At 66.9% G+C, this 20,334-nt stretch carries 20 protein-coding genes; 5 read left to right on the top strand and 15 right to left on the bottom strand.

Annotated elements, in window-relative coordinates; all coding sequences use genetic code 11:
* Positions 1–38 precede the first annotated feature (38 nt).
* Both AC3A6P_RS04480 and AC3A6P_RS04475 read right to left on the bottom strand, forming a co-directional pair.
* The gene (locus AC3A6P_RS04480; protein ID WP_487688906.1) at positions 39–2,000 is read right to left on the bottom strand and encodes an HNH endonuclease signature motif containing protein; all 1,962 of its coding nucleotides are present in this window, start codon (positions 1,998–2,000) and stop codon (positions 39–41) included.
* Between the two features lie 345 nt (positions 2,001–2,345).
* Positions 2,346–3,623, bottom strand: coding sequence for a DUF6986 family protein (locus AC3A6P_RS04475; protein WP_487688903.1), 1,278 nt, complete (start codon positions 3,621–3,623; stop codon positions 2,346–2,348).
* A gap of 72 nt (positions 3,624–3,695) precedes the next feature.
* Here AC3A6P_RS04475 and AC3A6P_RS04470 point away from each other — a divergent pair, with 72 nt between their 5' ends.
* The gene (locus AC3A6P_RS04470) at positions 3,696–4,457 is read left to right on the top strand and encodes an IclR family transcriptional regulator (RefSeq protein ID WP_487688900.1); all 762 of its coding nucleotides are present in this window, start codon (positions 3,696–3,698) and stop codon (positions 4,455–4,457) included.
* 24 nt (positions 4,458–4,481) lie between these two features.
* Here AC3A6P_RS04470 and AC3A6P_RS04465 read toward each other — a convergent pair whose 3' ends face one another.
* The 4 genes from AC3A6P_RS04465 to AC3A6P_RS04450 are packed head-to-tail and all read right to left on the bottom strand — an operon-like array spanning position 4,482 to position 8,561.
* On the bottom strand, positions 4,482–4,913 hold the full coding sequence (locus AC3A6P_RS04465; protein WP_487688897.1) for a DUF5078 domain-containing protein: 432 nt from the start codon (positions 4,911–4,913) through the stop codon (positions 4,482–4,484).
* Positions 4,910–5,248: a DUF732 domain-containing protein gene (locus AC3A6P_RS04460; RefSeq protein ID WP_487688894.1), complete on the bottom strand. Its 339-nt coding sequence runs from the start codon at positions 5,246–5,248 to the stop codon at positions 4,910–4,912. Before AC3A6P_RS04460 ends, AC3A6P_RS04465 begins: the two co-directional genes overlap by 4 nt.
* Entirely contained in the window at positions 5,245–8,139 is a 2,895-nt protein-coding gene (locus tag AC3A6P_RS04455) for an MMPL/RND family transporter (RefSeq protein WP_487688891.1), read from the bottom strand. Before AC3A6P_RS04455 ends, AC3A6P_RS04460 begins: the two co-directional genes overlap by 4 nt.
* Complete coding sequence (locus tag AC3A6P_RS04450; RefSeq protein ID WP_487688889.1) at positions 8,136–8,561, bottom strand: MmpS family transport accessory protein; 426 nt, start codon at positions 8,559–8,561, stop codon at positions 8,136–8,138. Before AC3A6P_RS04450 ends, AC3A6P_RS04455 begins: the two co-directional genes overlap by 4 nt.
* Positions 8,562–8,832: 271 nt before the next feature.
* On the opposite strand from AC3A6P_RS04450, the gene AC3A6P_RS04445 reads away from it, so the two are divergent.
* Positions 8,833–9,495, top strand: a complete 663-nt coding sequence (locus AC3A6P_RS04445) for a TetR/AcrR family transcriptional regulator (RefSeq protein WP_487688887.1) — start codon at positions 8,833–8,835, stop codon at positions 9,493–9,495.
* A gap of 3 nt (positions 9,496–9,498) precedes the next feature.
* Here the strand turns inward: AC3A6P_RS04445 and mnmA are convergent, their stop codons facing one another.
* The 6 genes from mnmA to AC3A6P_RS04415 form a co-directional block, all read right to left on the bottom strand.
* A complete protein-coding gene (gene mnmA / locus AC3A6P_RS04440) occupies positions 9,499–10,557 on the bottom strand; it encodes a tRNA 2-thiouridine(34) synthase MnmA (RefSeq protein WP_487688885.1) in 1,059 nt (352 codons plus the stop codon).
* Complete coding sequence (locus tag AC3A6P_RS04435) at positions 10,557–11,753, bottom strand: cysteine desulfurase family protein (protein ID WP_487688882.1); 1,197 nt, start codon at positions 11,751–11,753, stop codon at positions 10,557–10,559. Before AC3A6P_RS04435 ends, mnmA begins: the two co-directional genes overlap by 1 nt.
* 56 nt (positions 11,754–11,809) lie before the next feature.
* On the bottom strand, positions 11,810–12,646 hold the full coding sequence (locus AC3A6P_RS04430) for a lysophospholipid acyltransferase family protein (protein WP_487688880.1): 837 nt from the start codon (positions 12,644–12,646) through the stop codon (positions 11,810–11,812).
* Positions 12,643–13,464: a GNAT family N-acetyltransferase gene (locus tag AC3A6P_RS04425; protein WP_487688877.1), complete on the bottom strand. Its 822-nt coding sequence runs from the start codon at positions 13,462–13,464 to the stop codon at positions 12,643–12,645. The genes AC3A6P_RS04430 and AC3A6P_RS04425 overlap by 4 nt, the downstream gene beginning before the upstream one ends.
* A gap of 170 nt (positions 13,465–13,634) precedes the next feature.
* Positions 13,635–14,591, bottom strand: coding sequence for an electron transfer flavoprotein subunit alpha/FixB family protein (locus AC3A6P_RS04420; protein ID WP_487688875.1), 957 nt, complete (start codon positions 14,589–14,591; stop codon positions 13,635–13,637).
* A 42-nt stretch (positions 14,592–14,633) separates the two neighbouring features.
* Positions 14,634–15,425, bottom strand: coding sequence for an electron transfer flavoprotein subunit beta/FixA family protein (locus AC3A6P_RS04415; RefSeq protein WP_487688872.1), 792 nt, complete (start codon positions 15,423–15,425; stop codon positions 14,634–14,636).
* A gap of 239 nt (positions 15,426–15,664) precedes the next feature.
* Here AC3A6P_RS04415 and AC3A6P_RS04410 point away from each other — a divergent pair, with 239 nt between their 5' ends.
* The 3 genes from AC3A6P_RS04410 to AC3A6P_RS04400 are packed head-to-tail and all read left to right on the top strand — an operon-like array spanning position 15,665 to position 19,250.
* Positions 15,665–16,477 carry a class I SAM-dependent methyltransferase gene (locus tag AC3A6P_RS04410; protein WP_487688869.1) on the top strand — a complete coding sequence of 271 codons (813 nt, stop codon included), beginning with the start codon at positions 15,665–15,667 and terminating at the stop codon, positions 16,475–16,477.
* Complete coding sequence (locus AC3A6P_RS04405; RefSeq protein WP_487688867.1) at positions 16,474–18,027, top strand: 1,4-alpha-glucan branching protein domain-containing protein; 1,554 nt, start codon at positions 16,474–16,476, stop codon at positions 18,025–18,027. The genes AC3A6P_RS04410 and AC3A6P_RS04405 overlap by 4 nt, the downstream gene beginning before the upstream one ends.
* Positions 18,024–19,250, top strand: coding sequence for a glycosyltransferase family 4 protein (locus tag AC3A6P_RS04400; RefSeq protein WP_487688864.1), 1,227 nt, complete (start codon positions 18,024–18,026; stop codon positions 19,248–19,250). Before AC3A6P_RS04405 ends, AC3A6P_RS04400 begins: the two co-directional genes overlap by 4 nt.
* Here the strand turns inward: AC3A6P_RS04400 and AC3A6P_RS04395 are convergent.
* The 3 genes from AC3A6P_RS04395 to AC3A6P_RS04385 are packed head-to-tail and all read right to left on the bottom strand — an operon-like array spanning position 19,236 to position 20,325.
* Positions 19,236–19,652, bottom strand: coding sequence for an EVE domain-containing protein (locus AC3A6P_RS04395; RefSeq protein ID WP_487688861.1), 417 nt, complete (start codon positions 19,650–19,652; stop codon positions 19,236–19,238). The genes AC3A6P_RS04400 and AC3A6P_RS04395 overlap by 15 nt on opposite strands.
* The gene (locus AC3A6P_RS04390; protein ID WP_487688859.1) at positions 19,652–19,969 is read right to left on the bottom strand and encodes a DUF202 domain-containing protein; all 318 of its coding nucleotides are present in this window, start codon (positions 19,967–19,969) and stop codon (positions 19,652–19,654) included. Before AC3A6P_RS04390 ends, AC3A6P_RS04395 begins: the two co-directional genes overlap by 1 nt.
* Positions 19,966–20,325, bottom strand: coding sequence for a YidH family protein (locus AC3A6P_RS04385; protein ID WP_487688857.1), 360 nt, complete (start codon positions 20,323–20,325; stop codon positions 19,966–19,968). Before AC3A6P_RS04385 ends, AC3A6P_RS04390 begins: the two co-directional genes overlap by 4 nt.
* Between the last annotated feature and the right edge of the window lie 9 nt (positions 20,326–20,334).

Here is a 20,334-nt window from a genome sequence, read left to right as displayed (position 1 = left end):
GCCTTTCGTGGACCGTTTGCTGCCAGATCCGGATCTGGTCAAAAGGGTGGGGGGTCGTTGGGGTCGGCGTTCTGGGTGTACTGGCCGAAGAAGAGGCGGTATCCAAAGTCGTCTTTGGGGGCGGCCGCGCTGGCGGTAGGCCTACCGCCGCTGGCGCGGTAGGCGGCGTTGAGTGCGCGCTCTGCAGCGATGCGGTAGGCGCGGTCTTCGGCTTTGGTGCGTTTTCTTTTCGGCATCTTCACCGACTTGTCGGCGGCCGGTTGTTTTCTTGGGCTGCCCCGCTGCACGGGTGCTGAGGTGGTGTTGGCGCGTGGGAACAGGATGCGGCTCAATGGGATGCTGGTGTAGGTATGTCCGGTGGGCGTGATGATATGCATTGTGCCGTCGGGCTTTTGGATCTCCGACCAGCCATCGCGGAAGGTTTTCAGTAGGTGGCAGCGCCGGCAGTATCCCTTCTGGTTGGAGGGGTGGGTGGGTCCGCCGACGCCCCAGGTGATGGTGTGGTCCAGGTCGGCGTCGTGGATGGGGCGGTCGCAGCCTGGCATGCGGCAGGTCAAGTCGCGGGCTTGGACGAAGTCGCGGTCGGCGTCGCGGAGGCGGTAGCTCTCGGTCGGCTCCACGCTGGGTGGCTTGATGTGGCGGACCTCGGCGCCGGCGGCGATCAACGCGGCGATGAGCGCATTGGGCACCACCCCGTAACCGGGGATGAACCCCGGTGCCCGACCGACTGTGGAAGGTGCTGTGGGAGGCATGACTTCGGCGTCGTCCGTCTCACCCCGGGCAGGGTCCTCCGGCTGGGCGTCCGGGGTGGTGGGGGCCGGGCAGTGCCGCGGGGTCGACGACGCCGACTCCTGGTCTGAAGCTGGCTCGTCTGGCCCCGTCTCGGCGGGCTTGGACTCGGCGACGGGGGCGTTCGCGGGTGCAGGCTCGCCGCCCTCGGCGGCAGGAGCGGCGCAGTGCTGCGGGGACGAGGACCGCGGCTCCTGGTCGGTATCAGGCTGGGCCGGTTCGGCGTTGGGGGCGGGCTCGTCTCCGGTTCCGGCCTCGGCCACGGGCTCCTCGGCAGGCTCGGTCTTGTCGCCTTTGGTGGGGTACTTGATGGTGACGTTGTCCGGGCCGGTGGGAAACACGCCGTCGCCGTGGATCAACGGATCGGGTTCGCCCTGCAACATCTCGGCGTCGCCGTAGATATGCACCACGAACTTCGCGGCCACCCCGTCATCCGCGGCCGCAGCACAGGTCGGGGACCCGCACAGGCATGCCAGGCGGCGGGCGCCGATGTGCAGGGCTTCAGCCGCATCGGCCATGCGCTGATCCAACGTCCGGGGATCATTGGCGCAGACGGCCTTGGCCATGGTGCGCAAGGTCCCCATCAACAGTGCCCCGCCCGGTCTGGTCAGCCGCATCTTGATGGTGGTGATCCCGGCCTGGTCATCGGTGTGCTCGACCGACACTCCCCGTCCGCGCACGGTGTTGCGGACCCGCCGCACCGCGTCGGGGTCGAACCGTTCCACCCACACATCAACGGCGTTCTTCAACCGGTAGTACGACAGTCCGCTCCACCCACACAGCGCCGCCGCCTCCACACACGCGGTGTCGATCTGGGCCAGCACATCGTCGTCGACGACCAGCAGGGTGCGCTCCACCACGGTGGCCATCACCTGCGCCGAGATCTCGCCGCGCAGGAACATCGCAGCCAATTTCGGGAAGCGTTCCCGCATCGCCGCCCCGACCTGCAGATCGCTGAACGCCCGACGGGTGGAGATGCCGAAGGCCACACCCATTTGGGCTACCACGTCGTCTTCGGCATCGACGGCACACAAACCACTGTCGTCGTCCTCGTCGGCGAGGAACACCGCGGCCCACTCGGCCATCCCCGCACAACGCTGGGCTGCCGAAGCGGCTTCCACCCGAGCCCACCCCACCGCGGCATCGACGAGCGGGGCGGCATCACGGCCACCTCGCAATTCGTCGATCAGCGTCGGCAATGGAGGGAACATGCCTCGACCATACCGACCAGGTCCGACAACAATCCCCCGCGAAAAGACAAGCGGCAGAATATCTTTACTGTCACACCGTTGTCGCACAGACGCGGGCACAAGGAACTAGAACAGGCACCGCGGTTCTGCCTGTTGGAAGTCGGTGTGAGGCCGAAGATCTCGGTGCCCGGCACGGCCACCGAGCGGGCCGACGCGGCATTGGCGTCGGTCATGCTGACGGTGGTGTTGACGTTGACGACCAGAATTTTGACGGCTGCTCCCAGGGCCCACCGACCCAGCACTACTTTTCCGTATTACGGATCTTTGTTTCCGATAGGCGTATCGTGAGCGCGAGCATAGCCGCTGTCAAGAGGCGTGGCGCCGCTTCGCGAGAACAGCCAGCGAGTCGGGGTCGACGCCGGCCAGGGTGTCGAGTTCCGCGGAATCGACAGCGCCGCACTCCAGCCCACGCAGCAGATACCCCGCCATGGCCGCCGCCGTCGCCGGCTCGTCGAGGAAGCCGGACTGCCCGCCGTGTACGTAAGCGCGGAGCCGGCCGGCCGCGCTCGGCAGGCCCTCCCGGAAGAAGGAGTACGTCGCGAGATACCGGCTGGGCAGATGGCCGGGATGCATATCCCAGCCCTGGTAGATCCCCTGCTCGAGTGAACGGCGGACCAGCCGGACGTGCAGGCGCCACGCGGCGTGCACCGCGTCCCGATCGCCGACGGGAAGCACGTTGGTGGAACCGTCCGATACGAACACGCCGGTGCCCGCGGCCGCGAGCTGCATGACCGCCTTGGCATGGTCGGCGACGGGATGTTCCAGGCTCTGATAACCGGCCGCAACACCGAGTGACGCCGAGTAGTCGTAGGTGCCGTAGTGCAGTCCGGTGACGCGTTCTCCCCCCGCGTGCACCATGCGGGCGATCAGCGCGGTGCCGTCCTGGCCCAGGATCGCCTGCGGGGTCTCCACTTGGATCTCGAAGCGCAACGTGCCGGGGTCGAGTGAGCACGCCTGCTCCACCCTCTCGAGCGTGTACACGAACGCCTCGACCTGCTCGACCGAGGTGACCTTGGGCAGCGTGGTGACGAAGCCGTCGGTCAGCCCGCCCGCCTCGACCAGCGTGTGCATGAACAGCTGCAGCGTGCGCACCCCGCGACGACGCGTCGGCGCCTCGAAGCTCTTGATCCGAATCCCGTGGAACGGCGCGGCTTTTCCGGCCTTGACGGTCTCGGCCAAGGCATGGGCAGCGGCCGTCGCGGCAGCATCCTCGTCCTCGTCGGGCCTGATGCCGTAGCCGTCCTCGAGGTCGATCCGCAGGTCCTCGATGGGCTCGGTGTCCAGTTTGTGGCGGATACGCCCGTGGACCTGTTCGGCGATGTCAGGCTGCAGGCCGAGCGACTGGGCCAGTTCTGTCGCCGATGCACCATGGGTGGTCAACGCCTGCCGGGCTGCCTGCGCCCAGTCCCCCACCGTGTCAGCGTCGTAGCGGTCCGCCGGGACGTACACCGTGTGCACGGGTTGCCGACGGCCGCGGTCACCGGGATAGGCCGCCGCGAGAGCGGCATCGGCACTTGCCAGCCGGGTGTCGAGTTCGTCTGCGAGAGCGTCGAAGTCCTGAATCATCGCTTTCCCCCGCTTCATCGCCGTTTCCGTATTGTGGAGATAGTATCTCCGAGAGCGGAAAACAGAACACGACTAACGGGAGATCACGCAATGGCAGCGAGCGAGGCAGGCGCCCGAACGGGATCCGTGCAGTCGATCGGCCGCGCCTTTGCACTTCTGGAATTGCTGGCTGACGCCGGGGGCACCCTTGCGCTCTCTCAGCTCGCCAACCAGTCCGGCCTTCCCCTGCCCACCATCCACCGACTGCTGCGCACGTTGGTCGATCTCGGCTACATCCGCCAGGAATCCTCACGGCAATATGTACTGGGCCCCCGTCTCATCCGGCTGGGCGACGCCTCGTCGAAGATGCTCAGTGTCTGGGCGCGCCCGCATCTGGCGAGGCTCGTCGACGAGTTGGGCGAATCGGCCAATCTCGCCATGCTCGACGGCGACGAGATCGTCTACGTCGCACAGGCGCAGTCCCGGCATTCCATGCGGATGTTCACCGAAGTGGGCCGCCGGGTCGAACCTCATTGCACCGCCGTCGGGAAGGCCATCATGGCTCACATGCCGCTCGACGAGGTACGCGAAATCCTGAGGCGGTCAGGCATGCCGCGCCATACCGACACCACGATCACCGATCCCGATCAGTTCGCCACACAACTTCGGTGGTCGGCCGAGCACGGTTACGCCGTCGACGAGGGCGAACAGGAGACCGGTGTGCGCTGTGTCGCCGTCGCCATCCCCGACACGTCATCACGCCTTGCTCTGTCGGTGTCAGGGCCGGCAGGCCGCGTCACCGACCAGCTCGTCGAGCGCGCCGTGCCGCTGCTGACGGAAGTGGGCAAGGCGTTGTCGGCCGAGCTGCGCTGAGGCGGGCTCAGCACAAATGACCGACTACCAGGTCCAGACGGTCGGGTCCACCGGCGGGTAGGTCATGCACACATCGGTGCCGTGCGCGACGACGCCCTTGTTGTTGAAGAACAGCTTGGCCCAGTTGGGCCAGTTCCAGGCCAACGTCTCGTAGAACGCATTGGTGGCGGTCTCCTCCGAATACGCCCGCCGCCCCGCGTAATCCATCGAGAAGAACCAGCTGATGCGGTCCCGGGCCCACTTCTGCACATCGGGGGACTTGTTGTTGTAGTCGATGATGTAGCGCTCGTAGTACACCGGATTGGTATCCCGCACCGCGGCCATGTACTGATCCACCGTGCAGGTGGTCTTCAGCATCCGACTCGGGATCGGATACTCATCGGTGGCATCCGCAGAAGCCGGGGCAGCCAGGACTACCGACAACGCGGCCACGACGACCACCAGAAGACGCTTCATCGTTCACTCCGATCGGCGGCGGCTTGTAGCACGAACAGTTGATCCGGGCAGTAGATCGGAATGCCGGCACCGACGAACTGCCAGGCCTGATCAGTGGTGCTGCCCTTCTGCAACTGATCGTGGACGAACTTCGCCGAGGCGAACGCGTCCGCGTCGTGGCCGTTGCGCAGGCGCTTGCACATCAGCTTGCCGATCCAGGCGTTGAAATCCTTCTGCCCGTAGATCCCGAACCCGTGTAACTGATCGGCGAACGCCTCATCCGGATCGGCGGCAGCCACCGGGGCGAACGCGAGAGCCAACGCGGCGAACACCGCCACCGTCATAGTGCGAATCATGATGCGGTCTCCACCAATTCACGCTTGGGCCATGGCTGCGGTTTCGGGCGGGGACGCACATGCAACGGCCACCAGAACCACCGCCCCATCAGTGCCGCGATGGAGGGCGTCATGAGCGAGCGCACGACCAGGGTGTCGAACAGCAGGCCCAGGCCGATGGTGCTGCCCACCTGACCGATCACGATCATGTCGCTGACGAGCATGCCGATCATGGTGAACGCGAACACGAATCCCGCTGCGGTCACCACTTGTCCGGTGCCGGCCATCGACCGGATGATTCCGGTGTTCAGCCCGGCGTGGATCTCTTCCTTCATCCGCGACACCAGCAGCAGGTTGTAGTCCGCGCCGACGGCGAGCAGCACGATCACCGACATCGGTAGCACCATCCAGCCCAACGGGATTCCGACGATGTGCTGCCACAGCAGCACCGAAAGACCGAAGGACGTTCCCAAGCTCAGCACCACAGTTCCGACGATGACGGCGGCGGCCGCCACAGCCCGGGTCAGGATCACCATGATCAGGAAGATCAGGATCAGCGAGGCCACCGCAGCGATGAGCAGGTCGTAGTCGGCGCCCTGTTGCATGTCCTTGTACGTCGCCGCACTGCCGCCGACGTAGATGGTGGAGCCCTCCAGCGGCGTGCCCTTGATGGCGTCCGCGGCCGCGATGCGCATCGGCTCGATGCGCTCGGTGCCGTCCTCGGTCAATGGATCACCCTGGTGAAACACGGTGAAGCGCACTGCTTTTCCGTCCGGCGACATCATGAGCTTCATACCGCGCTGGAAGTCGGCGGTCTCGAAGGCCTCCGGCGGCAGGTAGAAGGTGTCGTCGTTACGGGCGGTGTCGTACGCCTCGCCCATCGCCGTGTTGTCTTCCTGCATGGCGATGTTCTGGTCCTGCTGCATCTTCTGCGCTTGATACTGATTCAGCATGATCTGCTTCTGATTCTTCATCGTCTGGATCATCGCCGGCATCAGGGCCGCCATCTGGGGCGTCAGCTGGGCCATCCGCTCGATGTCGGGAACCAGTTCGGTGAAGTCCTCGGACATGGTGCCGATGCCGTCGAGGCTCTCGAAGATCGAGCGCAGCGACCAACACATCGGAATGTTGAAGCAGTGCGGCTCCCAGTAGAAGTAGTTGCGCAGCGGCCGGAACTGGTCGTCGAAATCGGCCAGATGATCGCGCACGTCGTTGAGGTTGGTCGACGTGTCCTGCATCTTGTCGGCCATCCGGCGGGTGACGTCGGCCAGCTCGAGGGTGATGCTCTGCATCTTGGTCATCGAGTCGATGGTCACCTGCATCTCATTGGCCTGCTGCAGGGTGTTCTCCAGCACGGTCTGCTGGAAGTCGTTGTTCATCAGCTGTCCGGTGCCGCTCTGGCTGACCGTGTACGCGATCGAGGCGTGTTTGATCGGTTTGCCGTCCGGCCGGGTGATGGTGGTGACCGAGGCGATTCCGTGCACCCGGACCAGCGCCTTGGCGATCTTCTCGATCACCAGGAAGTCGGCGGGGTTACGCATGTCGTGATCGGCTTCCACCATCAGCAGATCGGGATTCATCTTGGCATCGGAGAAATGCCGGTCGGCTGCGGCGTAACCCACGTTGGCGGGCACGTCGTCGGGCAGATAAATCCGGTCGTTGTAGGTGGTGTGGTAGCCGGGCAGGGCCAGCAGACCCACCATGCACAGCACGGTGGCCATCACCAGGATGGCGCCGGGCCAGCGGACCGTCGCCGCGCCGAGCCTGCGCCAACCGCGGGCACGGGCATTGCCCTTGGGCTCCAGGACTTTTCCGAACCGGGTCACGATCGAGATCAGGGCCGGTCCCAGCGTGAGTGCCGCCGCGACCACGATCGTCATACCGACCGCCAGCGGAATCCCCATGCTCTGGAAGTACGGCAACCGGGTGAAGTGCAGACACAGCGTGGCACCGGCGATCGTCATGCCCGAGGCGAGCACCACGTGGGCAGTGCCGTGAAACATGTCGTAGTAGGCGGATTCTCGGTCCATCCCTGATCGGCGGGCCTCTTGGTATCGGCCGATCAGGAAGATCGCATAGTCGGTGGCCGCGGCGATCGCCAGCGTCACCACCATGCTGGTGGCGAAGGTGGTGAGGCCGAACACCTCGTAGAAACCGAGGAATGACACGATGCCGCGGGCCGACAACAGCCCGATGAACACCATCGCCATGGTGACGAGCATCGTGACAAAGGACCGGTAGATGATCAGCAGCATCACGATGATGATCGCGATGGTCACGCCCTCAATGGTTTTCATGCTGGCGTCACCGACGATGTTCTGGTCGGTGGTCAGTGCCGCGGGTCCGGTGACGTATGCCTTCACACCGGATGGAGCCTCGTTGCTGTCAACGATGTCGCGTACCGCCTGCACCGACTCGTTGGCCAGCGCCTCACCCTGGTCACCGGCGATGTAGACCTGCACGTAGGCGGCCTTGCCGTCGATGCTCTGGGCGCCGGCCGCGGTCAGGGTGTCGCCCCAGAAGTCCATGACGTGCTGGACGTGGGTGGTGTCGGCGTTGAGTTCGGCAACGATGTTGTCGTAGTAGGTGTGCGCGTCCGGTCCCAGCGGTTCGTCGCCTTCGACGACGATCATCACCGAGCTGCTGGTGTCGTACTCCTGGAATTTCTCGCCGACGTGCTTCGTCGCGATTAGCGACGGTGCGTCGTTGGGGCTCATGGACACCGCGCGCAGCTTGCCGACCTCTTCGAGCTGCGGCACCACCGTGTTGAGCAGCGCGACTACGGCGATCCACGCCAGCACGATGGGCACTGCGAACATCCGGATGAAGCGCGGCAGCTTCGGACGGCGGACCGCCGCGTGTCGCGCCGGCGGCATGGGGCTGGTCGGCGCGTCGTCTGAAATGGTTGTCATGCTGCCTTCACCAGGCAGTAGGTGGCGGCGTTCATCCCGTCAGCCGTCCTTTCGTCTTTCACCTCGTCATCGACGGTGACGCGGCAGCTGATGGATTGACCGTCACCCTGGGCCATGATGTTCGGCATCACCGACGGCAGCGTCGTCTCCAGGGTCAGAGACCAGGGCAGACTCACCTGGCCGGTGCGCTGCGGCTTGCCGTCGAGGTCGGCGTAGTTGATGGTCGCGGTGGAGCCGGTGCCGAACACCTCGTACGTGACGACCTTGGGGTTGAAGTTCTCGGCGGTGTCCGCGTCCACCGAGGTCACGATGGCGCCGTCCGAGCCGAAGACCGAACGGAGATTCGAGACCGCCACCGCGCCGATCGCCACCGCGGCCACCACCAAGACGGGCAGCCACACCCGCTTGACCACCGTGATCATCGGGACCATTCCCTGTGATCGGCGTTGCCGCGCAAGGGTTTCGCGGCCGGAAGAGCGCACGCGACGATTACAGGCAAGGTCGTGCCTTTCGGTGAGGGACGCCGCGAGCCACCAGTCGGCATGCGATCTTAGGGAAATCTAAGCCTGCAAGTGGATAGAGTCAATCCAGTTATAGCGATTTCGTAAGGCACATCACTAATCTGGGCCCTGTGTTTGACAAACCTCGCGCAGCCTGGGCAAGAACGGGTTCGGCGTCCGTACACTCGGCGTCATGACTGCTGGGGATCTGGAGGCATCGAGCCTCCGCAAGGATGCCGAGCGCAACCGACGCCGCATCATCGAGGCCGCGCGGGAACTGTGCGCTACGCGCGGCCTGGAAGCCACGCTCAACGAGGTGGCCCACCACGCCGGCCTCGGTGTCGGCACGGTGTATCGGCGCTTCCCCAGCAAAGAGGCGCTGTTCGCGGCCATCTTCGAAGACAGCATCAACGAACTCGTCGCGCTCGCCGACACGGCACTGACCGCGCCGGACTCCTGGGACGGCCTCGAGTGGTTCGTGATCCAGCTGTGTCAGGTCACCGCGACCAACCGCGGGGTTCGTGAGATCGCTTTCAGCAGAGCCAAATGCGGTGAGACCGTTGACTGCGCACGTGACCGGCTGGCACCGCGGGTGTCAGAGCTGGTGGATCGAGCCATCCGGGACGGTTACGTACGACCGGAGCTGTCGTCGACCGATATGCCGATCTTCGGGCTACTGGCGGGCGCGGTCACCGAGTTCGCCGGCGAGATCGACGCCGACCTGTGGCGCCGCTACACCGGAATACTGCTGGCAGGCATCCGCTGCCACCGTGGCCAGCAACGACTGCCGGTCGACGCGCTCAACCCGGACCAGTTGGACACCGCGATGCACGGCTGGCAGCCCGCCGGCCTGTGACGATCAGCGGGTGATGGTGGCGCTGGCGAGCACTTCATCGCCGTCCCGGTAGAGCACCATCGTCTGCCCGGGCGCCACACCACGCAGCGCAGAGCGCAACCGCAGCTGAAGGCGGCCATCCACCACCTCCGCCACCACGGGGGCGATACCGCCGTGTGCGCGCACCTGAACCTCACACTCGACGGGCCCGGTGAACGCGGTGCCCGAGGTGAAAACCGGGTCTACTCCGGTGAGTTCCCAGACTTCGAGTTCGGCGGCGTCGCCGACGCGGACGGTGCCTGTGGCCGCGTCGATCGAGGTGACGTAGCGGGGCCGGCCGTCGGGGCCGGGCCCGGCGATCCCGAGGCCCTTGCGTTGCCCGACCGTGAAACCGTGCACGCCATCGTGTTCGGCCAGCACTGCACCACTGGAATCGACCACCGAGCCACGGCGCACACCGATCCGGGCCCCGAGAAAGGCCTGGGTGTTACCGGACGGAATGAAGCAGATGTCATGGCTGTCCGGCTTTTCCGCCACCAGCAGCCCGCGCCGGGCCGCCTCTGCACGAATCTGCGGCTTGGGTGTGTCCCCCACCGGGAACGCGGCGTGCCGCAATTGCTCAGCGGTCAACACCGCCAGCACGTAGGACTGGTCTTTGTCCGCGTCGACGGCGCGACGCAGCCGGCCGTCCGACAGCTGGGCGTAGTGACCGGTGGCCACCACGTCGAATCCCAGTGCCAGCGCCCGCGCCGACAGCGCCGAGAACTTGATGCGCTCATTGCAGCGCACACAGGGATTCGGCGTCTCACCGCGGGCATAGGCCTCGACGAAGTCGTCGATCACATCTTCTTTGAACTTGTCTGCGAAATCCCAGACATAGAACGGAATTCCGAGCACATCTGCCACGCGCCGCGCGTCCGAGGCGTCTTCCTTGGAGCAGCATCCCCTGGACCCGGTACGCAGTGTGCCGGGCGCCGAAGACAGCGCCAGATGAACCCCCACCACGTCGTGTCCGGCGTCGACCATCCGGGCGGCGGCCACCGAGGAATCGACACCGCCGCTCATCGCTGCGAGAACCCGCATCAGCGCACCTGCCCTGAGGCAGCCAACGCAGCTTGGCGAGCCCGCTCCACCGCGGCGGGCAACACCTCCAACGCGGCATCGACATCAGCCTCGACGCTGGTGTGCCCGAGTGAGAGCCGGATGGATCCGCGCGCGGTTTCGGGGTCGGCCCCCATCGCGATCAGCACATGCGAGGCCTGCGCCACACCGGCGGTACACGCCGAGCCCGTGGAGCACTCGATTCCCTTGGCGTCCAACAACATCAACAGTGAGTCACCTTCGCAACCACGGAACGTGAAATGCGCATTACCCGGCAACCGCGATTCGCGCGCACCGTTGAGCACCACATCGTCGATCACCTCGAACACACCCTCGATCAACCGGTCACGCAGTCGGCGCAGGCGCGCGCTGTTGGCGTCCATCGACTCGACGGCCACCTTGGCTGCGGTGGCCATGGCAACCGCACCGGCGACGTCGGCCGTGCCGGAACGCACGTCACGCTCCTGACCTCCGCCATGGGTCAGCGGCACACAGGCGGTGTCCCGGCGCAGCAGCAGGGCCCCCACACCGATGGGCCCGCCGAACTTGTGTGCGGTCACGCTCATGGCCGCCAGCCTGCTATCGGCGAAGCTCACCGGCACCTGACCGATGGCCTGGACCGCGTCGCTGTGCATCGGGATGTCGAACTCGGCCGCCACGGCACACAGCTCGGCGATCGCGAAGAGCGTGCCCACCTCGTTGTTGGCCCACATGATGCTGACCAGCGCCACCTCGGAACCATGCTCTTCGAGCACGGCGCGCAAGGCCGCGGGCGTGACGGATCCGTCGGCCTCGGTGGGCAGGAAAGTCACCAGAGCGCCCTCGTGCTCGGTCAGCCATTCCACGGCATCGAGCACGGCGTGGTGTTCGACAGCCGTGGTGATGATCCGGCGGCGCTGCGGCTCGGCGTCGTGGCGCGCCCAGTAGATGCCCTTGATCGCCAGGTTGTCGCTTTCCGTGCCGCCGGAGGTGAAGATCACCTCGGAGGGACGGGCACCCACCGACGCGGCCAGGGATTCGCGCGCCTCCTCCAGCCGCCGGCGTGCGGTGCGGCCGGATGTGTGCAGCGACGACGCGTTACCGACGGTGCTCAACACAGCCGTCATGGCCTCGACGGCAGCAGGGTGCATCGGGGTGGTGGCGGCGTGATCGAGATAGACCGGCTTGGCGGGGCTCATGACCTGTCCAGGATAGCTGCCGGACAGGTCGACCTTGACAGCCGCGCAGACCCGGCTCAGGCGGCCAGCGCGTGCCGGTGCGCAGTGTCCGGCCGCGACCCGCCGCCCCGCACCGCGGTTTCGCACCGTGCGGCCAGGGCCCGGCGGTCGCCGACGGGCAGCTGCAGGGACTCCACGTGGACGTGGACGACGGTGCGTCGCGCCACGATGAGGCGGCGAATCGAGCCGAGCAGGGTGTCATCGCCGATGAACGCAGGCACCGTCGACGTGCGCCCGTCGCGATGGTGGTAGCTGAGCCGGAGCGGTTGCACAGGCCGGCCGGCGTCGATGGCCGCCTGGAACATCGCGGGCTTGAACACTCCGTAGGCCAACCCGCAGAAGGTGGTGCCCTCGGGGAAGGCGACCACGGTGTGGCCGGCGCGCAGCCGGGCCGCGATGGCGGCCACCACGTCGGGCAGGCGGCGCAGACTCGCGCGCTCGATCGGGATCACCTTCATCAGCCGCGCCAACCGGCCGAGAGCGGGCCAGTCGATGAGGTCGGCACGCGCGACGAACGACCCCGGCATGACGGCGCCGATGGAGAAGATGTCGACCCAGGACACGTGCGGGCTGACCACCAGCACGCCGCGCAGATTCCGGATCGGGCCTCCTGAGACCGTGATCCGCACCCCGAGGCAGCGCAGCACCAACCGGCAATACCCGCGTTGCAGATGTGACCGGCCCGGCATCGGGACCGCCAGCAGCGGCAGCGCCGGGATGAGTACCAGCGTCAGCATCACCCGCAAGGTGGTGCGCAGCGCCACCACCGTGCGTCGGCCTGCGTCGGCGGCGCCGGCACTCATGCAGCTCTCGTCACACGAGGCCCGCGGCAGCCACGCATGTTCGTTGCTCATGACACCGCCCCTTCGGCGGCGGACATCGATCGCAGTCGCTTCAGGTACCGGGTGTCGGCGTTGCGCTTGTCGAGCAGGGCCGGGAAGTCGCCCACCCCGAATTCGGGATCGTGGGCCGGCTCGCCACACACCTGTGCCCCCAGGCGCAGGTAACCACGCATCAGCGCCGGCACCGTCGGGCGGGCGGGCGGTTCGATGTCGTCGAGTGTCCTGCCGTCGAGCACCACCGGGCGGTAGGGCCGAACGGTGTATTCGGCCGGCGCGGCGTGGCGCCGGGCCACGAAATCGCGGACCCCGCGGACGTGGCTGCCGGGCGCACCCTCACCGTGGGTGGGTACCGAAACGCAGCCCGTCACATAGTCGTAGCCGCTGCGATCCAGGTAAGCCAGGATGCCCGCCCACATCAACAGCACCACCGCACCGTTGCGGTGATCGGCCCGGACCACGGCTCGGCCCATCTCGACCAGTGACGGCCGCAGCGGATCAAGCGCCCGGACATCGAATTCCGTTGCGGTGTAAAGGCCTCCGGCGGCGATGGCTCCCGGCGGCGGCAGCATGCGGTAACAGCCGACCAGTTCACCGGTGTTGTCTTCGCGGACCAGCAGGTGGTCACAGTGCTCGTCGAAACGATCCGCATCCCGGTCGGCGTCCTCGGTACGGGTCAGCGCGAAACCGGGTTCCGAGGTGAACACGTCATAACGCAGCCGCTGAGCGGCATCGATCAGATCGGGGTCGGTGGACAGCAGCAGTGTGTAGCGCGGGGTGTCCGCTGACGAAAGAGGTTGATCAGCGGGGATGAGTACAGAAGCAGTGCTCATACCCAGCACGGTCGCTGAACTGTTGGGCGTCACGGCAATCTCTGCATGACATGTCTGTGCACGGTAGGTGACGAGTTATCGCCGTCACCCCTTGCGGACCCGGACACGTCGGGAACACAAGACCCCGGCGCACCGAGTGCGCCGGGGTCTTCGAAATGTGTAGCGGGCCGTCAGCCCTTGCGCTTCTTGATGGCCTCGGTGAGCTGCGGGGTGACCTTGAACAGGTCGCCCACGATGCCCAGGTCGGCGATCTCGAAGATCGGCGCCTCTTCGTCCTTGTTGACCGCCACGATGGTCTTCGAGGTCTGCATACCGGCGCGGTGCTGGATGGCACCGGAAATACCCAGGGCGATGTAGAGCTGCGGCGAGACCGTCTTACCGGTCTGCCCCACCTGGAACTGACCCGGGTAGTAACCGGAGTCCACCGCCGCACGGGAGGCGCCCACCGCACCATTCAGCGAGTCCGCCAACTCTTCTACGACACTGAACTTCTCGGCGCTACCGACACCACGGCCACCGGCCACCACCACCGAAGCTTCGGTGAGCTCGGGACGGTCGCCTGCCACCGCGGGTTCACGCTTGGTGATCTTGGTGGCATTCTCGGCCGCGGCGGGCACCTCGACGGTGACCTGCTCACCGGCACCATCGGCCGGCTCGGCGTCCACCGAACCCGGACGCAGCGTGATGATCGGGGTGTCACCGGTGACCTGGGCCTCGACGGTGAACGCGCCACCGAAGATCGAGTGGATGCCCTTGCCGCCTTCGTGCACCTCGACCACGTCGGTCAACAGACCCGAGCCGATGCGCGCCGCCAACCGGCCCGCGATCTCCTTGCCGTCGGCATTGGCAGCCAGCAGCACACCCGCCGGGGTGACCTGCTCCACCAGCGCGGCCAGCACATCGACCTGCGGGGTGATCAGGAACTGCTCCACCTCGTCGGATTCGGCGACGTAGATCTTGGCGGCACCGGCCGCCTTCAGATCATCGGCCAGCCCCGCGGTGGTGCCGGGCGCGGCGACCACGACGGCCGACGGCTCACCCAATGCCCGGGCGGCGGTGATCAATTCGGAGGTGACCTTCTTGACGGCACCTTCGGCGTGCTCGACGAGCACAAGTACTTCAGCCATGTTTTCTTGAGCCTCTTATGTGTCTCGGGGGAAGGGGGTGTCTTAGATGAGCTTCTGACCAACCAGGTACTCGGCGATCTTGGAACCGCCCTCACCTTCGTCGGTGATCTTCTCGCCCGCGGTCTTCGGCGGCTTCGGCGTGGCCGACAGCACCGACGAACCCGCATTCGCCACACCCACCTCGTCGGCCTCGACACCGATCTCGGCCAGCGTCAGGGTGGTGACTTCCTTCTTCTTGGCGGCCATGATGCCCTTGAAGGACGGGAAGCGCGGCTCGTTGATCTTCTCGTTGACACTCACGATGGCCGGCAGCGTCGCCTCCAGGGTGAACACCCCGTCGTCGGTCTCCCGCTCGGCGGTGACCTTGCCCCCCTCGACCGTCAGCTTGCGCACGTGGGTCAGCTGCGGCAGACCCAGGTACTCGGCGATGATGGCCGGCACCGCGCCGCCCACCCCGTCGGTGGCCTCGTTACCGGCGATGACCAGCTCCACCCCTTCGACGGTGCCCAGCGCGCGGGCCAACGCCCACCCGGTCTGGATCATGTCGGAGCCGTGCAGGCCCTCGTCCTTGACGTGCACGGCCTTGTCGGCACCCATCGACAGCGCCTTGCGAATGGCCTCGGTGGCCCGCTCGGGCCCGGCGGTCAGCACGGTGACAGTGCTGTCCCCGCCTTCTTTCTCCTTGATCAGCAGCGCCTCTTCGACCGCGCGCTCGTTGATCTCGTCGAGCACCGCGTCGGCGGCTTCACGGTCAAGGGTCCAGTCACCCTCCGAGAGCTTGCGCTCCGACCAGGTGTCAGGGACCTGTTTGATCAGGACCACGATGTTCGTCATGACTCTGTTTCGTCCTCCTTGACGGGCCTCGAACGCAGCCGGACTTCGCAGTCTGGCGGAGCCGAGGAGCCTCTTGCCTACAGCCTGGGTTCGTCCCACTCGCAATGTTACTAGTCGGTAACTTATGGTGGTCCGTTCGTTCACCATAGCGGGTCGTCCTGCGGATTCTTACCCCTGTCGCCTCTGGCCGAACCGCGAAGGCTAGGGAAAGACATGGCTTCGGGTTAGCCTGCCTTCCAATGAGCTCCTTTGTCACCGACGGCGCCGGTCGTAACGCCGCAACTGGAACAGGTTCCACACCGGATGAGGGCCTGGCCCTCACCGGGGAACGCACCGTGCCCGGCCTCGACATCGAGAACTACTGGTTCCGCCGTCACGAGGTCGTCTACCAACGGCTGACCAACCGGTGCGTAGGGCGTGACGTGCTCGAAGCCGGTTTCGGCGAGGGATACGGAGCCGACCTGCTCGCCACCGTGGCCCGCTCGGTGGTGGGTGTCGATTACGACGAGTCCGCGGTCAACCATGTTCGGGCCCGGTACCCCCGGGTGCGCGCCCTGCAGGGCAATCTGGCCGAGCTGCCGCTGGACGCCGAGTCGGTGGACGTTGTGGTCAACTTCCAGGTGATCGAACATTTGTGGGATCAGTCACAGTTCGTCGGCGAGTGCCGGCGCGTGTTGCGACCCGGCGGGCTGCTGATGATGTCGACGCCCAACCGCATCACCTTCTCCCCCGGTCGCGACACTCCGATCAACCCGTTCCACACGCGAGAGCTCGACGCCGGCGAACTCACCGAACTGCTGGAGGCCGGTGGCTTCGACATCGAGGGCGTCTGGGGTGTTTTCCATGGCGCCCGGCTCCGCGAGCTGGACGCCAGACACGGGGGGTCCATCATCGACGCCCAGATCGAGCGGGCACTGGCAGACGCACCGTGGCCGGCCGAGCTGCTGGCCGACGTGGCGGCCGTGACCACCGACGACTTCGACCTGCTGCCGGCCGCAACCGCCGACATCGATGCCAGCCTGGACCTGGTGGCGATCGCGGTGCGCCCGTGACCCGACCCGACCCGCCGGAGGTTCCGGGGCTGTTCACCCTGGTCCTGCACACGCACCTGCCGTGGCTGGCCCACCACGGGCGCTGGCCCGTCGGCGAGGAATGGCTCTACCAGTCGTGGGCGGCGTCCTATCTGCCGCTGCTGCGGGTCCTGCGCACCCTGGCCGCCGAAGACCGTCAGGGGCTGGTGACGCTGGGCCTGACACCGGTGGTCACCGCCCAGCTCGACGATCCCTACTGCCTCGACGGCATGCAGCACTGGCTGGCCAACTGGCAGCGACGCGCCCTGGAAGCCACCACCCTACGCGGCCAGGATGCCTTGCGGGAGTTCGGTTTTCGCGAGTACCAGGAAGCCGAGCGCGCGCTCGCCGACTTCGACACGCAGTGGCGTCACGGCGCGAGCCCGTTGCTGCGGAGTCTCATCGACGCCGGCACCGTCGAATTGCTGGGCGGCCCGCTGGCGCATCCATTCCAGCCCCTGCTCACCCCCCGGTTGCGGGAGTTCGCACTGCGGGAAGGCCTGGCCGACGCCCATCAGCGCTTCGCGCACACTCCCACCGGGATCTGGGCGCCCGAATGCGCGTACGCCCCCGGGATGGAGGAGGGTTACGCGGCAGCCGGAGTCGGGCACTTCATGGTCGACGGTCCCTCGCTGCACGGTGACACCGCACTGGGCCGGCCCGTCGGCACGTCGCCGGTGGTCGCGTTCGGCCGCGACCTGCAGGTCAGCTACCGGGTCTGGTCACCGAAATCCGGTTACCCCGGCAACGCCGCCTACCGCGACTTCCACACCTTCGACCACACCACCGGGCTCAAACCCGCTCGCGTCACCGGACGCAACGTGCCCTCGGACCAGAAGGCACCGTATGACCCGCAGCGTGCTGACGCCGCCGTGGACGCCCACGTCGACGACTTCGTCGGCGTCGTGCGCCGCCGGCTGATCTCCGAGAGCGAACGGATCGGCCGGCCGGCTCATGTGGTCGCCGCCTTCGACACCGAATTGTTCGGCCACTGGTGGTATGAAGGCCCACTCTGGCTGGAGCGGGTGCTGCGCGCCCTACCTGCCGCCGGCGTACAGGTCGGCACCCTGAGCCAGGCCAACGCCGCCGGTTATGTCGGTGCCCCCGTCGAATTGCCGCCCAGCTCTTGGGGTTCGGGTAAGGACTGGCAGGTGTGGGCTGGTGAACAGGTGGCCGACCTGGTGCAGCTCAACACCGAGGTGGTCGACACCGCCCTCAGTACCGTGGACAAAGCCCTGGAGCAGGCCACCGCGCCCGGAGCACGGCCTGCCCGGGACTTCATCGCCGACCAGATCCTGCGGGAGACCCTCCTGACGGTCTCCAGTGACTGGCCCTTCATGGTCAGCAAGGATTCCGCGGCCGATTACGCCCGGTACCGCGCGCACCTGCACGCGCACGCCACCCGTGAGATCGCCGGTGCGCTGGCCTCCGGGCGCCGTGACGCGGCGACCCGACTGGCCCAGGACTGGAACCGCGCCGACGGCCTGTTCGGCGCCCTGGATGCACGACGCCTCCCTGGACGGGTTCCGTGAAGATCCTGATGGTGTCGTGGGAGTACCCGCCGGTGGTGATCGGTGGATTGGGCCGGCACGTGCATCACCTGGCCACCGAGTTGGTGGCGGCCGGCCACGAGGTGGTGGTGCTCAGTCGCCATCCCACGGGCACCGACCCGGGCACCCACCCCACCACCGACGAGGTCACCGAGGGAGTGCGCGTGGTGGCCGCGGCCCAGGATCCGCACGAGTTCAGCTTCGGCACCGACATGATGGCGTGGACGCTGGCGATGGGGCATTCGATGCTGCGCGCCGGGCTGACACTGGGCAAGTGGCGGCCCGATGTCGTACACGCCCATGACTGGCTGGTGGCCCATCCCGCGATCGCGCTGGCCGAATTCCACGATGTACCTCTGGTTTCCACCATCCACGCCACCGAGGCCGGCCGGCACTCCGGCTGGGTGTCGGGCTCGATCAGCCGCCAGGTGCACGCGGTGGAGTCATGGTTGGTGCGCGATTCGGATTCGCTGATCACGTGCTCGGCGTCGATGAGCGACGAGATCACCGAGCTGTTCGGTCCCGACCTCTCCGAAGTGCGCGTCATCCGCAACGGAATCGACACCGCCGGTTGGCCTTTCGCTCCACGTCCGGTGCGCACCGGGCCGGCGGAACTGTTGTTCGTCGGACGCCTGGAATACGAGAAGGGCGTGCATGACGCGATCGCCGCACTCCCGCGCATCCGTCGCACCCACCCGGGCACCACGTTGACCATCGCCGGCGAGGGCACCCAGTTGGGCTGGCTGCGCGAGCAGGCACGCAAGCACAAGGTGCTCAAGGCAACGAACTTCGTTGGCCGCGTTGATCACTCAGAGCTGCTCGCCATGCTGCACCGCGCCGCGGCGGTGGTACTGCCCAGCCACTACGAACCGTTCGGCATCGTGGCGCTGGAGGCGGCCGCCTCCGGGGCACCGCTGGTGACATCGAATGTCGGCGGGCTGGGCGAAGCGGTGCTCAGCGGCCAAACCGGGATCTCGTGTCCCCCGCGGGATATCACCGCGTTGGCCGCAGCGGTACGCACGGTGCTCGACCATCCGGACGCAGCCCAGCAGCAGGCGATCGCGGCGCGGGACCGACTGACCTCCGATTTCTCGTGGACCACGGTGGCATCCGAGACCGCGCAGGTCTACCTCGGCGCCAAACGCCGGGAGCGCGAGCCGCATGCCCGGCGCACCATCGTCGAACAGCCGTTACCGGGCCGCTGAGAGCAACGGCTCCAGAATGGCCCACTCGTCGCGGCTGACCCACGACGGGTTGGACTGCTGCGGCGCCCGGAACACTTCCATCGATTCCAGACCGGCAATCGCCTTCAGTTCCGCCGCGGTGACCGGCTCGTCGAACAGCGGAATGGACGTCGTCACGCGAAGTGTCCCGCCGTCGAGCACAGGCTCTGTGGTGATCCGGCCGGCACCCCAGATTCCCCGCTTCGGGTGCGCAGACACCCAGAAGAGCACCCGCTGATCCGGCGCCATCACCCGGGACCGGTAATTGTCGGCGACACACCACATCGACGTCGCCCAGCCGGATCTGAGCATGGGCGTCAGGTTGGTCTTGGCCGGGTTGCACTTGATCACCCAGGCACCGAGCGTCTCGGGGCTGACGCGCATCACGGGACCACCAGCGCCGCCACCGACACCACGATCAGGATGACCACCGCGGCGGTGACGGCCACCACCTCGACGCGCGCGGTGATGGCCACCGGCAGTGGCTGTCTGGCCAGAATGCGCTGGCGACGCACCCCGATCAGGTACGTCAGCGCGGCGACGGCCGCTGCGACGCCCGCCGCGGCCAACCCGAAGCCCACGCGATGGTGGGCGATGTCGTGCAGCATCAGCAACGCGCCGTTGGCCAGCACCGCGAGCGAGGTGCGCGTCCACGCCAGCGAGGTGCGCTGCGCCTGCAACCCCGCCTCGACGGCGCTCATCCCGAGACCAGCTTCACCACAGCCACGCCGAGCACGAGCAGCGCGATGACACCGAGCCCGACGGCCAGATAGACCGGGACCGGGTGAGGGGGCAGGGCCGTTCCGTGCCGCATGGCGCGATCGACCTGTTTCCACCGCCACAGACCGGAGAGGGCGGTCACCGTCGCCAGCACCGCCAGCAGCGAACCGAGCGCGTAGCGCCCGCCGGGTATCGCCGGCTCGCTGACGAACTGGATGACGGCCACCGCCGCGGCGAGCAGCCCGAGCGCGGTCCGCTGCCACGCCAGGAACGTGCGTTCGTTGGCGAGGGTGAACCGATAGTCGGGTTCGGTTCCGGTGCCGTCAGAGTCGCCCATCTACCTCCG

It is taken from the genome of Mycobacterium sp. Soil_C_30 (genome assembly GCF_057656995.1).
This window is presented reverse-complemented; position numbering and strand designations above follow the sequence as displayed.